Source organism: Curtobacterium sp. MCJR17_055 (assembly GCF_003224335.1).
In the GTDB taxonomy this organism is placed as follows: Bacteria; Actinomycetota; Actinomycetes; order Actinomycetales; family Microbacteriaceae; genus Curtobacterium.
Map to the genome: position 1 here is coordinate 128,137 of NZ_QKLF01000002.1, position 14,011 is coordinate 142,147.

Genomic DNA, 14,011 nt, shown 5'->3' on the forward strand with positions numbered 1-14,011 from the left:
TTCAGGAGCGGGAGCGGCCCGGGCCGGCGCCCGTCAGACCTGGACCGTGGTGACCGGCAGGGTCGAGTCCGCCGCGATGCCGAGGTCGCTCGGGGCGTGCCCCTCGGTGACGAGCAGCGCACCGACGGCGGCGATCATCGCGCCGTTGTCGGTGCAGAGGTCGAACGGCGGGATCCGCAGTGCGACCCCGGCTGCAGCGCAGCGCTCCTCCGCCACCTGCCGCAGCCGCGCGTTCGCGACGACCCCGCCGCCGAGCAGCAGCCGCTCGACACCGGTGTCCCGGCAGGCGGCGAGCGCCTTGGTCAGCAGGACGTCGACGACGGCCTCGCGGAAGCTCGCGGCGACGTCGGCGACGGGGACCTCGCGACCCTCGTCTCGGCAGCGCTCGACCCACCGGGCGACGGCGGTCTTCAGTCCGGAGAACGAGAAGTCGTAGCGGTGTGCCGCCATGTCCTTCGGCAGCGTCAGACCCCGGGGGAACCGGATGGCCGTCGGGTCGCCCTCGGCTGCCGCGCGGTCGATCTGGGGTCCGCCGGGGTACGGCAGGCCGAGGAGCCGGGCGACCTTGTCGAACGCCTCACCCGCGGCGTCGTCGATCGTCTCGCCGAGCAGTTCCACGTCGCCGACCAGGTCCCGGACGAGCAGGAGCGAGGTGTGGCCGCCCGAGACGAGCAACGCCACGGTCGGGAGTTCGATCTCGGAGCCGTCCGTGCGCAGGACGTCCGCGCCGACGTGCCCGACGAGGTGGTTCACGCCGTACAGCGGCTTGCCGGTCGCCACGGCGAGCGCCTTCGCCGCGCCGACACCGACCATGAGCGCGCCCGCGAGCCCCGGCCCGGCGGTGACGGCGACGGCGTCGAGCTCGTCGAGGGTGACCCCGGCCTGCTCGAGCGCCTGGTGCAGGGTCGGCGTCATCGCCTCGAGGTGCGCCCGTGCGGCGACCTCGGGCACGACGCCGCCGTAGCGGGCGTGCTCGTCCATGCTCGACGCGATGACGTTCGCGAGCAGGGTGGTCCCGCGCACGATGCCGACGCCGGTCTCGTCGCACGAGGTCTCGATGCCGAGCACCAGTGGTTCAGCCGCGGTCATCGAGCGCCTCCTGTCCGATCGGTCCGGGTCGAGTGGCGTCCGGCACGAGTTCGGCGCGCATCACCCACGCGTCGACGCCGTCGGGCTGGTAGTACCGCGGCCGGACGGCGATCTGCTCGAACCCGGCCGCCGTGTACATCGCCTGCGCCACGGGGTTGTCCGCGCGGACCTCGAGGAACACCTCGTGCACCCCGCGGCGACGTGCCTCGTCGAGGAGTTCCGTGAACAGCACCCGGCCGAGGCCCTTGCCGCGCTGCTCGGCCGCGACCGCGATGGTCTGCACGTCCGCGACCGGGTTGCCGGGCAGCGAGGACAGGCCGGCGTACCCGACGACCGTCGGTGCGGTGTCCTCGTCGGTGGTCTCGATGACGACGTAGTACCCGTGCGGGGAGTGCAGCTCACCGGACATCTGCGAGGCCGACCAGGCATCGGTCGGGAACGAGACCTGCTCGAGCCACATGACGTCGTCGAGATCCTGCGGGTGCGCACGACGGAGCCGCAGTCCGTCGGGCAGCACGGCGGTCACCGGGCCACCCGCTTCGGCGCTCCCGGCATCGTCACGTCGGGTTCGCGCAGGTAGACCGGGGTGTCGGCGGCCAGGGGTGCGCCGGAGGCGAGCCGGTCCGCGGCCAGCACCCCGAGCCTCCCGGCCGGGATGGTCGCGGCCGTCACGCGCCGCCAGTCGACGGCCTCCGGACGCGAGGCCCGCAGCACGTCGTCCAGGTCCGCCGGCTTCGCGAGTCCCGGACCTGCGACGCGCGTGCCGTCGGCGTCGTAGGCGCTCCAGGCGACCTCGCGGCGACGAGCGTCGGTGAGGACGACGAGCGGCCCGGGCTCCCCCGTCGCGACCGCGTCGTGGCTGACGAGCGGGAGGAACGGGACGGCGCGTGCGGCTGCGAACGTGCGGGCGGCGGCGATCCCGACGCGGAGGCCGGTGAAGGGGCCGGGACCCATGCCGGCGACGACGCCCGTGACGGCTGACGGGCTGACCCCGGCGGCGCGCAGGACCTCGTCGAGGAACGGGCCGACCACCTCGGCGTGCCGGCGGGTGTCGTCGGTCGCGCGCTCGGCGAGGACCTGCCCGGTCGTCGGGTCGACGACGGCGACGGAGGTCCCGGCGGAGGTGTCGATCGCGAGCAGCACCCGTCCATCGTAGGCGCGGTGCCGTGACGGGCCGTTCGTGCTGAGCGACGGTCCGCGGGGCAGCGGCCGCGAACACTGTCGCTCAGCGAGGACCGTGCCCGCCGGCAAGGACGAAGATGGAACTCCCCGACCAGGATCGGGCAACACCTACCGTGCCCAGCAACCATCCCCCGCCAGACGCCGCCGACGAGCTCGGTCGCCAGTTCGACCTGCACGGACGCCGCATCCTGCGCTACCTCGCCCGCCGGACCGACCTGCAGACCGCGGAGGACATCCTCAGCGAGACGTTCGTGACGGCCCTGGTGCGGTGGAACTCGTTCGACCCCGAGCGGCAGGAGCCGTTGCCGTGGCTGTTCGGCATCGCGACGAACCTGCTCAGCCGACACTGGCGATCGCAACGCCGGACACAGCGCGCCATGTCCCGTTCCGCCGCCCCGGAGCACTTCGAAGACGAGACCGGTGACCGCGTCGACGTACAGCGTGCCGTGCAGGCGGTGGTCCGGGAACTCGACCGGATGCGCCCCGCCGTCCGGGACACCGTGCTGCTGCACGCCTGGGCCGAGCTCACCTACGAGCAGATCGCGGAGGCGACGGGCGTCCCCGTCGGTACCGTCCGCTCCCGACTGAACCGCGCCCGCACGGCCCTCCGCGCTGTCCCGGGTGCCACCGACCCCCTGAACGGACCCCTCCATGTCTGACGACGACTTCGCCGCTCTCCGTCCGCTGCGTCGGGAGGACGTACCGCCCGAGGTCCTCGAAGCTGCCCTCGACCGTGCGCGCCACCGGTTCGACGCAGCAGCGCAGGCGGCGGCGACCGCCCCGTCGACGGAAGGCGCCGCGGCGGCCAGCACCGTTCCTCCCGTCCGTCGGCGTCATCGGCTCCGCCCCGTCCTGGTCGCCGGTGCCGCGGTCGTCGCTGCCGGCGTGCTGGTCGCCACCGGCATCGGGACCACGCACTGGTCGTCACCGGACCGCGCTGCCGCGGCCACCCTGCACGAGGCGGCCCGTGCGGCCGCGGCGGACAGGGCACCGGTCGGCTCGTACACGCGGGTCGTGGAGACCGAGCGGGCACTCGGGTACGCGTCGTCGGACGGCGAGCACTACGACGAGGGCTACCTGGCACGGCGGACGAGCACGACGTGGGTGCCCGCGGACGTGACCGACACCTGGGTCCGCGAGAGCTGGTCCGAGCCGGCGACGACCTTCTACGGCGGAGCGGCCGCTCGGGAGGCCGCGGCGGACGACTACGCGACCGAGGCCCACCGCGACGACCCGCAGTGGGAGCGCGCTGCCGGCGGCGACTTCACGGTCGGGGAACTCGGCGGTGTGCGTCCGGGGACCATCGCCGTGACGGACATCGAGGGCCTGCCCCGGGACCCTGCCGCGCTCGTGCGGCGGATCGACGCCGCACCTCGCCCGGTGGACACGACCGACGCGGAGCACGTCTTCGACACCGTCCGTTGGCTCCTCCGCACCGGGCTGGTGCCCGCCGACCTCCGTGCCGCCATGTACGAGGCCCTGGCGACCCTGCCGGGCATCGTCGTGACCGAGGAGCAGGCGTCCCTCGACGGACGGGTCGGAACCGCGATCGGACTGCCGGCGCGGACGGGGAAGGAACGCCAGGACGTGATCATCGACCGGGCGTCCGGCACCTACCTCGGCGAGCGGACCGTACAGACACAGCGCACGGGCAGCATCCCGGCCGGGGCGGTGATCGACTCGGTCGCCGTGCGGACCGCACCGGTGGACGTCGTGCCCTGAGCGGCGCGGTGCCGGAGGCCCGGTTCGCTGTCGGCGACAGACCACGGAGCTCCAGACCCACGGACTGTCGCTGGGTGCGAACGGTGCCCGGACCGGTCCGACGGACCGGGAGCACAGGCGGCACCAGCAGACTGGGACGTCGACCGACCAGCCACGTCCGGCACCGGTCGACCCGGACAGGAGGCCCGTGATGGTCGTGTACGACAGCCGACCGGTCCGACGTGTCCGTCAGGTCGTCGCCGACCTCCTCGTCCTCGTCGGTCTGGTCCTCGCCGTGGTGGTCGGCAGGGAGGTCGCCGGCTCGATCGAACGGCTCGCGTCCATCGGCACCCGGGTGCAGGACGAGGGCTCGGCGTTCCAGCGGCAGCTGTCGGCGACCGCACGGGCCCTCGCGGACATCCCCCTCGCCGGTGACGCCGTGAGTGCGCCCCTGCGGAGGGCGAGCGAGCACGCCGGCGCCGTGGCGGCCGCGGGAGCGCAGCAGCACGACACCGCCGTCCACCTGGCGCACCTCGTCGGCGGCGGCCTCACCGTCGTGTTCGTCGTGGTCCTGCTCCTCGTCTGGACGCGCACCCGTGGGCGGTTCGTCCGTGCCGCGACCGCCACCCGCGAGGTCGACCGTGGACCGGACGGGACCGAGGTCCTGGCACTCCGGGCACTCGTCGGGCGCGATGCCGTGACCGCGCTCGGCCCCGGTGTCGTCGACCGGTGGCGGGAGCGGGACCCGGCGACGATCGCGGCCCTCGCGGACCTCGAGCGGCGCAGCTGCGGGCTGCGGAGCCGACCCGGTCGGCCCTGACCGATCGGTCTCTTGCCGAGCGCAGTGCTCGGCGGTACCGTTCCGCCATCGACGGAGGAGTCCCGATGCCCGCGCGCTTCGTGTACTGGATGAACGTCTCGCTCGACCTGCTCATCGAACGGGACCGCGGCGACCACAGCGGCCTCGAGGGGCCCGACTGGCTCCACATCGACGGCCCCCTGCACCGCGAGTTCAACGACCGTGCCCGCGCGATGACGATGTTCGTCGAGGGCCGCGTCGTCCGCGACATGATGGACCCGTTCTGGCCGGACGCGCGCGACGACGACTCGCTGCCGGAGTGGTTCCGCGAGTTCGGGCACATCTGGACCGACATCCCGAAGGTCCTGGTGTCGCGGACCAGGACGACGGCCGACCACCACACCCGGGTCATCGGCGGTGACGACGCGATCGCACAGCTCGCGGCCCTGCGGCAGGAGTCCGAGGGGGACATCGCGGTCGGCGGCGCGACCCTCGCCACGCAGCTGCTCGCCGCGGGGCTCGTCGACGAGCTCCTGCTGTACACGCACCCCGCGGTCCTCGGCAGCGGTCGACCGCTCTTCGACGAGCCGGTCCCGGCGCCCCTGCTGCTCGACCTCCTCGAACAGCGCGCGTTCGACAACGGGGTCACCCTGCACCGGTACGCGGTCCGGGGAGCGTCCGCGTGACGACGGCCGTACTGCACGCCGCGGCGTCCTGTGTGTCCGATGCCGTGCCGTGCGACGACGGTGGCGCGACCGACGTGACAGGGCTGTTCGTCACCGTGGTCCTCGTCGTGTCGGCACTGGTGCTGCTCGGCATCGTGCTGCTCGGCCGCCAGCGCCGCTGACGCGCCCTGCGCCCCCACGACCCGGACGTCGGACCCGTCGGACCCGTCGGACCCGTCGGACCCGTCGGGCGAGGGTCGAGGGCGCTCGCGGCAGGTTCGGGTCTCCGCGACGAGCGCCCTCGCGCTACGACGCCGTCGGGTACGACGCGTGGTCACGACGAGGTCAGCCCGGGAACAGGGATCGGGCATCCGCGGCCAGGGTCCGCGGTGTAGCGCGGGCGACGCTACGCCGTCTGCGCTCGATACCCAAGCGTTTCGAGCGAGTTGGCCGATCTCCGCGTGCCCCGGACGGGAGGCCCGCCCGACGTCACGGACGTCGGTGCGGTTCACGGGCCTCCCGTCCGGCGGACGCCGGGGACCCGGCGCGGACACCCGTCCCGGGACGGGACGCGGGTCAGAGGGTGATGCCCTGCCAGCGCGGGCCGCTGCCGGTGACGACGACGCGGCGCGGCTCGTCCGGGACGTCGTCGGGGTCGACGTCGTCCCCGGCCCCGACGGCACCGCCGGTCGCGCGGACGATCTCGACGTCGAGGACGCTGTCGCTGACCCCGTCGACCATGCCCCGGCCCCACTCGACGACGACGATCGAGCCGTCCCAGTCGAGGTCCAGGTCGTCGAGTTCCACCGGGTCGGACAGCCGGTACGCGTCGACGTGCACCAGGTCCGGTCCGGCCGTCGTCGGGTGGGTGCGCGCGAGCACGAACGTCGGACTCAACACCTGCCCCCGCGCCCCGAGTGCTGCGCCGAGGCCGCGGGTCATCGTGGTCTTGCCGGCGCCGAGCGGCCCGGTCAGCACGACGAGGTCACCGGCGCGCAGGACCGCCGCGAGCCGTGCGCCGAGCGCGCCCATCTGCTCCGTCGTGTCCACCGTGGTGTCGAGCAGGACGGTCACGCCCGCTCCCCGCGCAGGTAGGCGCCGACACGGCCCTCGGCCGAGTGTCCCTCGTGGACGCGCTGGACCCGGCTCCCGATCCGGCAGACGACCTCCTCGCCGATCGTGTCGATCGCGCTCGCCCACTCCAGGACGGTCATCTCGCCGTCCTCGCCGGTGCCGAACAGGGTCACCGGGTCGCCGACGCGGACGTCGTCGTCACCGACGTCGACCAGGAACTGGTCCATGGCGACCCGGCCGGCGATCGGGTACCGCGTGCCGTTGACCGCCACCTCGACGCGCCCCTGCGCCGCCCGCGCCACGCCGTCCGCGTAGCCGACCGGGACGAGCGCCAGGGTGGTCTCGGCGTCGGTGCGGTACGTGTAGTCGTAGGAGACGCCCGTGCCGGCGGGGACGCGCTTCGTCTTCGCGACGGAGCTCGTGACCGTCATGACCGGTGTCAGACCGAGGTCGGCGGCGGTGACCCCGTCGGCGCCTGGGATGCCGAACAGGTTCGCCCCCATCCGGACCATGTCCTTCCGGAACTCCTTGCGCTCGAGCCCGGCGAGCGAGGCGGCGACGTGCTCCCAGCGGATGTCGAGCCCGAGGTCCTCGGCCTGCTCCACCATCGCGTCGAAGTGCGCCACGGCCGCTGCGTCGTCCTCGTCGGACGACTCGGCCAGGTGCGTGTACGCCGCGACGACCTCGATGCGCCCGTCGCGCTGCGCGTCCCGGGCGGCCTCCACCAGCGCCGGCCAGGCGTCGGAGGACGCGCCGTCCCGGTGCAGGCCGCTGTCGACGCCGAGGTGCACCCGGGCCGGTCGGTGGTCGACCGCGGCCACGATGCGCTGCAACTCGGCGACGTCCGAGACGCCGAGGTCGACACCGGAGTCGACCGCGTCCCGGAAGTCCAGGCCGGGGTCGTGCTGCCACGTGAACAGCCGGACGTCCTCGCCGACGCCGATCGACCGGAGGCGCAGGGCAGCCGGGACCGTCAGGACCCCGATCCACCGGATGCCGGCGTCGACCGCGGTCAGGGCGATGGCCTCGAGCCCGTGGCCGTACGCGTCGGCCTTCATGACCGCCATCAGCTCGACGGGGTCCATCCACGAGCGGACGAGGTCGAGGTTGGCGCGGTAGGCGTCCAGGTCGATGACCGCGCGGCGGAGTGGTGCGCTCACGTCGTCCTCCGTTCCACGCTGCGGCCGACCCTGGCGACCACCTCGTAGTTGATCGTGCCGATCGCGTCGGCCCACTCCTCCACCGCCGGGTCGCCGTTCGCGGGGTCGCCCCAGACCACGGCCTCGTCCCCGACGGAGACGTCGGCGTCCCCGATGTCGATGTGCATCGCGTTCATCGCGATCCGGCCGACGACCGGGAACCGACGGTCACCGATGCGGACGGACACGGCGCCCCCGGCACCGCGGTCGAACCCGTCCGCGTACCCGAGGCCGATCACGGCGAGCCGGGTGTCGTGCTCGGCACGCCACGTGTACCCGTACGAGACACCGTCACCCGCGGGCACGGGGACGATCCGGAGGACCGCGGCGGTCACCCGCATCGCGGGACGGAGTCCGAGGTCGGCCGAGGTGCGGTCCGGGAACGGGCTGAGCCCGTACAGCGCGAGTCCGACCCGGACCAGGTCGCGCCGGGTCTCCGGGAGCGCCAGGCTGCCGGCGCTCGCGGCGAGGTGCACGACCTCCGGCCGGATCCCGACCGCCGCCAGACCGTCCAGTGCCCGCTGCAGTGCGGCGTCCTGGTCGAGGTCGTCGACGCGCGACGCGTTCGACAGGTGGGACATGACGCCCTCGATCCGGGTGCGGTCCCCACCGCGGGCCAGTGCCGCCGCAGTCGCGAAGAGTTCGGGCCACTCCGACTCGACCGCGCCGTTGCGGCTCAGTCCGGTGTCCAGGACGAGGTGCACGGCCGGGACGTCGGCGTCGGCCGCGGTCGAGAGCTGCTCGACGCTCGACACCGCCGGGGTGATCCCGTACCGGGCCGCGCGGCGGAAGTCCTCGTCGGGGGCGTGCAGCCACGCGAGGATGCGGACGCCCTCGTCGATCCCCGCCTGCCGGAGCGCCACCGCCTCGTCGAGGTCGGCGACGCCGAGCCAGTCCGCGCCGGCGTCGACCAGTGCCCGGGCGACCTCGACGGCACCGTGGCCGTACCCGTCCGCCTTCACCACGCCGATGACGCCCGCCGGAGCGACCTGTTCCGCGACCGTCGCGTAGTTGGCGATGACAGCCTCCCGGTCGACGGTCACCCCCGTGAACGCGCTCACGCGGCCGCTCCTTCCGTTGCGGGCCGGTCCCGGCCCTCGATGACGACGAACGCCGTCGCGATCCCGCCGTCGTGGGACAGCGAGAGGTGCACGTGCGAGACGCCCCGGTCGTCAGCGACCCGCTGGGCGCCGGCGTGCAGCGTGAGCGACGGGTTGCGCTGGTCGTCCGCGACGACCTCGAGCTCACGCCAGCTCAGCCCAGCGCTCGACCCGAAGGCCTTCACGAGCGCCTCCTTCGCGGCGAACCGGGCGGCGAGCGACGCGATCGGACGCGGTTCGCCGTCGCGCAGCTGCTCGGCGTCGGTGAACAGCCGCGTCCGCATCGCGGGCGTCCGTGCGAGCACCCGCTCGAACCGTTCCAGGTCGACCACGTCGACCCCGATGCCGATGATCACGTCCGACTACTCGACGGTGACCGACTTCGCGAGGTTGCGCGGCTGGTCGACGTCCAGGCCCTTGGCCGCGGCGAGCTCCATGCCGAACATGTGCAGCGGTGCCACGGCGAGCAGCGGCTCGAACAGGGGCGTCGCGAGCGGGATCCGGAGGACCTCGTCGGCGAAGGGCAGCACGGCGGCGTCGCCCTCCTCCGCGATGGCGATCACCCGCGCACCGCGGGCGCGGATCTCCTGGATGTTCGACACGACCTTCGGGTGCAGCGAGCGGGCGTCGCGCGGGGACGGCACGATGACGAAGACGATCTGGCCGGGCTCGATGAGCGCGATCGGACCGTGCTTGAGCTCACCGGCGGCGAAGCCCTCGGCGTGGATGTACGCGAGCTCCTTGAGCTTGAGGGCGCCCTCGAGGGCGATCGGGTACCCGACGTGGCGACCGAGGAACAGCACGCTCCGGGTGTCCGCCATCCACTTGGCCAGCTCGGCGACACCGGAGGCGTCCTCGATGGTCTGCTGGAGCTTCTCCGGCAGTCCCTCCAGTTCGGCGACCTGGGTGGCGATCTGCTCGGCGGTCAGCGTGCCGCGGAGCGTGGCGAGGTGCAGGCCGAGCAGGTACAGCGCGACGCCCTGCGCCAGGAACGCCTTCGTCGACGCGACCGCGACCTCCGGTCCGGCGTGCGTGTAGATCACCGCGTCGGACTCGCGCGGGATCGTGGCGCCCTGGGTGTTGCAGATCGAGAGGACCTGCGCGCCCTGTTCGCGGGCGTACTTGACGGCCATGAGCGTGTCCATCGTCTCGCCGGACTGGCTGATGGAGACGACCAGGGTGCGGTCGTCGAGCACCGGGTCGCGGTAGCGGAACTCGTGCGCGAGCTCGACCTCGACGGGAACGCGTGCCCACTGCTCGATCGCGTACTTGCCGAGCATGCCGGCGTAGGCCGCGGTCCCGCAGGCGATGACGATGACGCGGTCCACCTGCTGCAGCCGCTCGGCGATCGGGTCGAGGTCGGTCAGCGTGATCGCGCCCTCGTGCACGCGGCCGAGGATCGTGTTGCGCACGGCCTCGGGCTCCTCGCTGATCTCCTTCGCCATGAACGAGGACCATCCGCCCTTGTCGGCGGCGGAGGCGTCCCAGTTCACCTCGAACTCGCTCGGCTCGGCAGGGGTGCCGTCGAAGTGGATGACGTCGACGCCGTCCGGACGGATCGTGGCGATCTCGTCCTGACCGATCGACAGGGCCCGCTGCGTGTACGCGACGAACGCGGCGACGTCCGAACCCATGAAGTTCTCGCCGTCGCCGAGACCCACCACGAGGGGCGAGTTGCGACGGGCGCCGACGACGACGCCCGGCTGGTCGGCGTGCACGACGAGCAGGGTGAACGCGCCCTCGAGGCGGGCCACCGTGCGTCGCATCGCCTCGGTCAGGTCGTGCGTCTCGCGGAACTCGCGCGCGACGAGGTGCGCGGCGACCTCGGAGTCGGTCTGGCTCTCGAAGGTGACGCCCTCGGCGAGCAGCTCGTCCTTGAGCGGGGCGAAGTTCTCGATGATGCCGTTGTGGATGAGGGCGAGCTTGCCGCCGTCGGCCAGGTGCGGGTGCGCGTTGCCGTCGGTCGGGCCGCCGTGGGTCGCCCAGCGGGTGTGGCCGATGCCGGTGCCGCCGTCGGGGACGGGGTTCGCCTCGAGCTCGTCGACGAGCATCTGGAGCTTGCCGGCCTTCTTCGCCGAGGTCATGTCACCGGCGGGGTCGATCACGGCGATGCCCGCCGAGTCGTAGCCGCGGTACTCGAGACGGCGGAGGCCCCCGAGGAGGACGTCCGTGCTGCTGTTGCTGCCGACGTAGCCGACGATTCCACACATGGGACCGATCCTACGGGCAGTGCTGCGGGGCTCGCTGAGCACCGCACCGCCACATGTCGTCGACGACATACCGAGGATTGGGTCGCGCACGCGCCCGTCCACCACCCTGCTGTGATGCACGCCGACCAGAACCCCTACGCGCCCGGGTCCGGGGTGCGACCGCCCCTGCTCGCCGGGCGTGACGAGGAGCTCGGCGCGTTCGACGACCTGGTGAGCCGCACCGCCGCCGGGCGACCGGGGCGGGGCGTCGTGCTCACCGGCCTCCGCGGGATCGGCAAGACGGTCCTCCTCGACCGGATGCGCGACCGGGCGAGCGATGCCGGCTGGCTGGTCGTCGAGCTCGAGGGCCAGAGCCGCCCCTCGGGACGGGCATGCGTCCGCCGCCAGCTCGCGCACGGGCTCGCGCTGGCCGCCCGCCGTCTCCGCGGTCGTGGGATGACGAGCCGGGCGGCGACGGCGCTCGCCGCGGTGCGGTCGTTCGGCATCGCCTTCGGTGGGGTGTCCGTCGACCTCGGTGTCGAGCCCGCGGTGGGACGGGCGGACACCGGCGTCGCCGAGATCGACCTGCAGGAGACCGTCGAGGACCTCGCTCCGGCACTCACCGAGCGGGGCACCGCCCTGCTCGTCGTGGTCGATGAGGTACAGGACGTCGACCTCGATCTGCTCGGTGCGCTCCTGACCGTCCAGCACCGGGCCGTGCAGCGTGGTTGGCCGTTCTTCGTCACGGCCGCGGGCCTGCCGAACAGCCCGGCGGTGCTCTGCGATGCCCGGTCGTACGCCGGACGGATGTTCGCGTTCCGGCAGGTCGGTCCGCTGCCGCGGACCAGCGCGGAGTCGGCGCTCCGCGACCCGGCTCGGGCGGCGGGCGTGCTGTGGGACGACGACGCCGCCCGGGTCGTGCTCGACGCCGCCGACGGCTACCCGATCCACCTGCAGACGTTCGCCGCATGCGCATGGGCGACCGCCGTCGACGGCGGCACGATCACCCGGGCCGACGCCGAGGCCGGCGTCGAGCGCGGTCAGGCAGAGCTCGACGCCGGGTTCTTCCCGGGGTGGTGGGACCGCGCGTCGGAGCAGGAGCAGCAGTACCTCCGCCGTGTCGCCCGTGCGCCCGGCACCGCGGTCGCCGTCGCCACGGTGGAGGCAGCACCGGCGCCGGCGGGCGGCTGGGCGTCGGTCCGGCGGTCGCTGTGCGAGAAGGGGCTGCTGTTCATGCCCGGACCGGACCGCGTGGCGCTCACCGTGCCGCGGCTCGATTCGTTCGTGGACGGCCAGGCGATCCCCGACGAGGGCGGCTAGCGTGCGCGGCATGGGACGCTTCGACGACATCGCCATCACCACCCTGCAGGGCGAGCAGACCACCTTCGGCTCGTACGCCGACAAAGCCGTGCTCGTGGTGAACGTCGCGTCACGCTGCGGCCTCGCCCCGCAGTACGAACAGCTCGAGGAACTCCAGCGGACCTACGGGCCGCGGGGCTTCACCGTCCTCGGCTTCCCGAGCAACCAGTTCCTCCAGGAACTCGGCTCGTCGGAGGCCATCGAGGAGTACTGCTCCGCCACCTGGGGCGTGACCTTCCCGATGTCCGAGAAGGTCAAGGTGAACGGCGGCGGCGCGCACCCGCTCTACAAGGAGCTGAAGCAGACGCCGGACGCTGCGGGCAAGGCCGGTCGTGTCGCGTGGAACTTCGAGAAGTTCCTCGTGGCGCCGGACGGCGCGATCACGCGCTTCCGGCCGACGACCAAGCCGGACGCTCCCGAGGTCGTCGCCGCCATCGAAGCGGCACTCCCCGCCTGACCCGCGGGTGCCGGACGGGAGCCGCGCTCCGCCGGACCGTCGTCGCGGGCGGTTGCCGGGCCTCCCGCTGGGTACGCTCGACCCCATGCCGATCCCGGAGACGACCGTCGCGCACCCCACTCCCTTCGTGGAGATCCCCCGGGACGAGTGGTCGCAGCTCGCGCCGAAGGAGCACCTCTCCCTCACCGAGACCGAGATCGTGCAGCTGCGCGGGCTGGGCGACCGCCTCGACATCACCGAGGTGCAGGACGTCTACCTGCCGCTCTCCCGGCTCCTGACGCTGTACGCCGCCGGCGCACGCGACCTGCACGCCGAGACGAGCCGGTTCCTCGGCGAGCGTGCGAGCCGGACCCCGTTCGTGATCGGCGTCGCCGGGTCGGTCGCGGTCGGCAAGAGCACCGTCGCGCGCCTCCTCCGCGAGCTGACGAAGCGGTGGCCGGACACCCCCCGCGTCGAGCTCGTGACGACCGACGGCTTCCTGTACCCGAACGCGGAACTCGAGCGCCGCGGGATCATGGACCGCAAGGGCTTCCCGGAGTCGTACGATCGTCGCTCGCTCCTCCGGTTCGTCAGCAACGTGAAGAGCGGTGCCGCCGAGGTCCGGGCGCCGTACTACTCGCACCTGGTCTACGACATCGTGCCCGACGCGGAGATCGTCGTGCGGCAGCCGGACATCCTCATCGTCGAGGGGCTGAACGTGCTCGCGCCACCGGTGCACGGACGCCTGGCCCTGTCCGACCTGTTCGACTTCACGATCTACGTCGACGCGAAGACGAAGGACATCGAGTCCTGGTACGTCGACCGGTTCCTGGCCTTGCAGGAGCAGGCGTTCTCGAGCCCGGACTCGTTCTTCCACCGCTTCGCCGAGCTGTCCCGCGAGGACGCCGTCCGCACCGCGACCGAGGTGTGGCGGGCGATCAACGAGCCGAACCTGCTCGAGAACGTCCTGCCGACGCGCTCCCGGGCGACCCTCGTGCTCAAGAAGGCCGCCGACCACAAGGTGACGAGCGTCCTGCTCCGCAAGATCTGACCGTGTCCCCGCGGTGCCTGCCGTCCCGCGGTGCCTGCCGTCCCCGCATAACCGAAGCCCGTCCGAACCGCGCGAGTGCGCAGTTCGGACGGGCTTCTGTTGTGCAGATGCGATCCACGCCAGCGGGGCGCGAGCGCGGCCGGCGCGGCCGGCGCGCGTGGCCGACG

At 73.1% G+C, this 14,011-nt stretch carries 16 protein-coding genes; 8 read left to right on the top strand and 8 right to left on the bottom strand.

From position 1 onward, the window contains the following. Positions 1-33: 33 nt before the first annotated feature. From tsaD to tsaB, 3 genes are read right to left on the bottom strand one after another with little or no spacing between them, the layout of a single operon-like run. Positions 34-1,089 carry a tRNA (adenosine(37)-N6)-threonylcarbamoyltransferase complex transferase subunit TsaD gene (tsaD, locus tag DEJ16_RS04615; protein ID WP_110824207.1) on the bottom strand — a complete coding sequence of 352 codons (1,056 nt, stop codon included), beginning with the start codon at positions 1,087-1,089 and terminating at the stop codon, positions 34-36. Next, positions 1,076-1,615, bottom strand: a complete 540-nt coding sequence (gene rimI, locus DEJ16_RS04620; protein ID WP_258365823.1) for a ribosomal protein S18-alanine N-acetyltransferase — start codon at positions 1,613-1,615, stop codon at positions 1,076-1,078. The genes tsaD and rimI overlap by 14 nt, the downstream gene beginning before the upstream one ends. Then, the gene (tsaB, locus tag DEJ16_RS04625) at positions 1,612-2,232 is read right to left on the bottom strand and encodes a tRNA (adenosine(37)-N6)-threonylcarbamoyltransferase complex dimerization subunit type 1 TsaB (protein WP_110824208.1); all 621 of its coding nucleotides are present in this window, start codon (positions 2,230-2,232) and stop codon (positions 1,612-1,614) included. The genes rimI and tsaB overlap by 4 nt, the downstream gene beginning before the upstream one ends. A gap of 152 nt (positions 2,233-2,384) precedes the next feature. Here tsaB and DEJ16_RS04630 point away from each other — a divergent pair, with 152 nt between their 5' ends. The 5 genes from DEJ16_RS04630 (at position 2,385) to DEJ16_RS15690 (ending at position 5,618) form a co-directional block, all read left to right on the top strand. Then, positions 2,385-2,930, top strand: a complete 546-nt coding sequence (locus DEJ16_RS04630) for an RNA polymerase sigma factor (RefSeq protein ID WP_181419460.1) — start codon at positions 2,385-2,387, stop codon at positions 2,928-2,930. After that, positions 2,923-3,993, top strand: a complete 1,071-nt coding sequence (locus DEJ16_RS04635) for a CU044_5270 family protein (RefSeq protein WP_110824210.1) — start codon at positions 2,923-2,925, stop codon at positions 3,991-3,993. Before DEJ16_RS04630 ends, DEJ16_RS04635 begins: the two co-directional genes overlap by 8 nt. Positions 3,994-4,183: 190 nt before the next feature. Further along, positions 4,184-4,792 (top strand): hypothetical protein, encoded by a 609-nt coding sequence (locus DEJ16_RS04640; protein ID WP_110824211.1) that lies wholly within the window; start codon positions 4,184-4,186, stop codon positions 4,790-4,792. A 65-nt stretch (positions 4,793-4,857) separates the two neighbouring features. Continuing rightward, entirely contained in the window at positions 4,858-5,457 is a 600-nt protein-coding gene (locus tag DEJ16_RS04645) for a dihydrofolate reductase family protein (protein ID WP_110824212.1), read from the top strand. Next, positions 5,454-5,618, top strand: a complete 165-nt coding sequence (locus DEJ16_RS15690; protein WP_181419461.1) for a hypothetical protein — start codon at positions 5,454-5,456, stop codon at positions 5,616-5,618. The genes DEJ16_RS04645 and DEJ16_RS15690 overlap by 4 nt, the downstream gene beginning before the upstream one ends. Positions 5,619-6,012: 394 nt before the next feature. On the opposite strand, the gene tsaE is transcribed toward DEJ16_RS15690, so the two are convergent. The 5 genes from tsaE to glmS are packed head-to-tail and all read right to left on the bottom strand — an operon-like array spanning position 6,013 to position 11,019. Beyond that, positions 6,013-6,468 (bottom strand): tRNA (adenosine(37)-N6)-threonylcarbamoyltransferase complex ATPase subunit type 1 TsaE, encoded by a 456-nt coding sequence (gene tsaE / locus DEJ16_RS04650; RefSeq protein ID WP_110824436.1) that lies wholly within the window; start codon positions 6,466-6,468, stop codon positions 6,013-6,015. A gap of 38 nt (positions 6,469-6,506) precedes the next feature. Beyond that, positions 6,507-7,670 (bottom strand): alanine racemase, encoded by a 1,164-nt coding sequence (gene alr / locus DEJ16_RS04655; protein WP_181419462.1) that lies wholly within the window; start codon positions 7,668-7,670, stop codon positions 6,507-6,509. Further along, complete coding sequence (gene alr / locus DEJ16_RS04660; protein WP_110824214.1) at positions 7,667-8,770, bottom strand: alanine racemase; 1,104 nt, start codon at positions 8,768-8,770, stop codon at positions 7,667-7,669. Before alr (DEJ16_RS04660) ends, alr (DEJ16_RS04655) begins: the two co-directional genes overlap by 4 nt. Continuing rightward, entirely contained in the window at positions 8,767-9,165 is a 399-nt protein-coding gene (locus DEJ16_RS04665) for a holo-ACP synthase (RefSeq protein ID WP_110824215.1), read from the bottom strand. Before DEJ16_RS04665 ends, alr (DEJ16_RS04660) begins: the two co-directional genes overlap by 4 nt. A 6-nt stretch (positions 9,166-9,171) precedes the next feature. After that, on the bottom strand, positions 9,172-11,019 hold the full coding sequence (gene glmS, locus DEJ16_RS04670) for a glutamine--fructose-6-phosphate transaminase (isomerizing) (protein WP_110824216.1): 1,848 nt from the start codon (positions 11,017-11,019) through the stop codon (positions 9,172-9,174). 114 nt (positions 11,020-11,133) lie between these two features. On the opposite strand from glmS, the gene DEJ16_RS04675 reads away from it, so the two are divergent. The 3 genes from DEJ16_RS04675 to coaA all read left to right on the top strand — a co-directional run bounded on the left by DEJ16_RS04675 (position 11,134) and on the right by coaA (position 13,844). Further along, positions 11,134-12,318, top strand: a complete 1,185-nt coding sequence (locus DEJ16_RS04675) for an ATP-binding protein (RefSeq protein ID WP_146232817.1) — start codon at positions 11,134-11,136, stop codon at positions 12,316-12,318. A gap of 10 nt (positions 12,319-12,328) precedes the next feature. Beyond that, positions 12,329-12,814 carry a glutathione peroxidase gene (locus tag DEJ16_RS04680; RefSeq protein WP_110824437.1) on the top strand — a complete coding sequence of 162 codons (486 nt, stop codon included), beginning with the start codon at positions 12,329-12,331 and terminating at the stop codon, positions 12,812-12,814. Positions 12,815-12,899: 85 nt separating this feature from the next. Beyond that, a complete protein-coding gene (coaA, locus tag DEJ16_RS04685; protein WP_110824218.1) occupies positions 12,900-13,844 on the top strand; it encodes a type I pantothenate kinase in 945 nt (314 codons plus the stop codon). The last annotated feature ends 167 nt before the right edge of the window (positions 13,845-14,011 follow it).

Coding starts and splice junctions, on each gene's coding strand:
- tsaD (WP_110824207.1), bottom strand. CDS start 1,089: ATGACCGCGGCTGAACCACTGGTGCTCGGCATCGAGACCTCGTGCGAC.
- DEJ16_RS04635 (WP_110824210.1), top strand. CDS start 2,923: ATGTCTGACGACGACTTCGCCGCTCTCCGTCCGCTGCGTCGGGAGGAC.
- DEJ16_RS04640 (WP_110824211.1), top strand. CDS start 4,184: ATGGTCGTGTACGACAGCCGACCGGTCCGACGTGTCCGTCAGGTCGTC.
- DEJ16_RS04645 (WP_110824212.1), top strand. CDS start 4,858: ATGCCCGCGCGCTTCGTGTACTGGATGAACGTCTCGCTCGACCTGCTC.
- tsaE (WP_110824436.1), bottom strand. CDS start 6,468: ATGGGCGCGCTCGGCGCACGGCTCGCGGCGGTCCTGCGCGCCGGTGAC.
- glmS (WP_110824216.1), bottom strand. CDS start 11,019: ATGTGTGGAATCGTCGGCTACGTCGGCAGCAACAGCAGCACGGACGTC.
- DEJ16_RS04675 (WP_146232817.1), top strand. CDS start 11,134: ATGCACGCCGACCAGAACCCCTACGCGCCCGGGTCCGGGGTGCGACCG.
- DEJ16_RS04680 (WP_110824437.1), top strand. CDS start 12,329: ATGGGACGCTTCGACGACATCGCCATCACCACCCTGCAGGGCGAGCAG.
- coaA (WP_110824218.1), top strand. CDS start 12,900: ATGCCGATCCCGGAGACGACCGTCGCGCACCCCACTCCCTTCGTGGAG.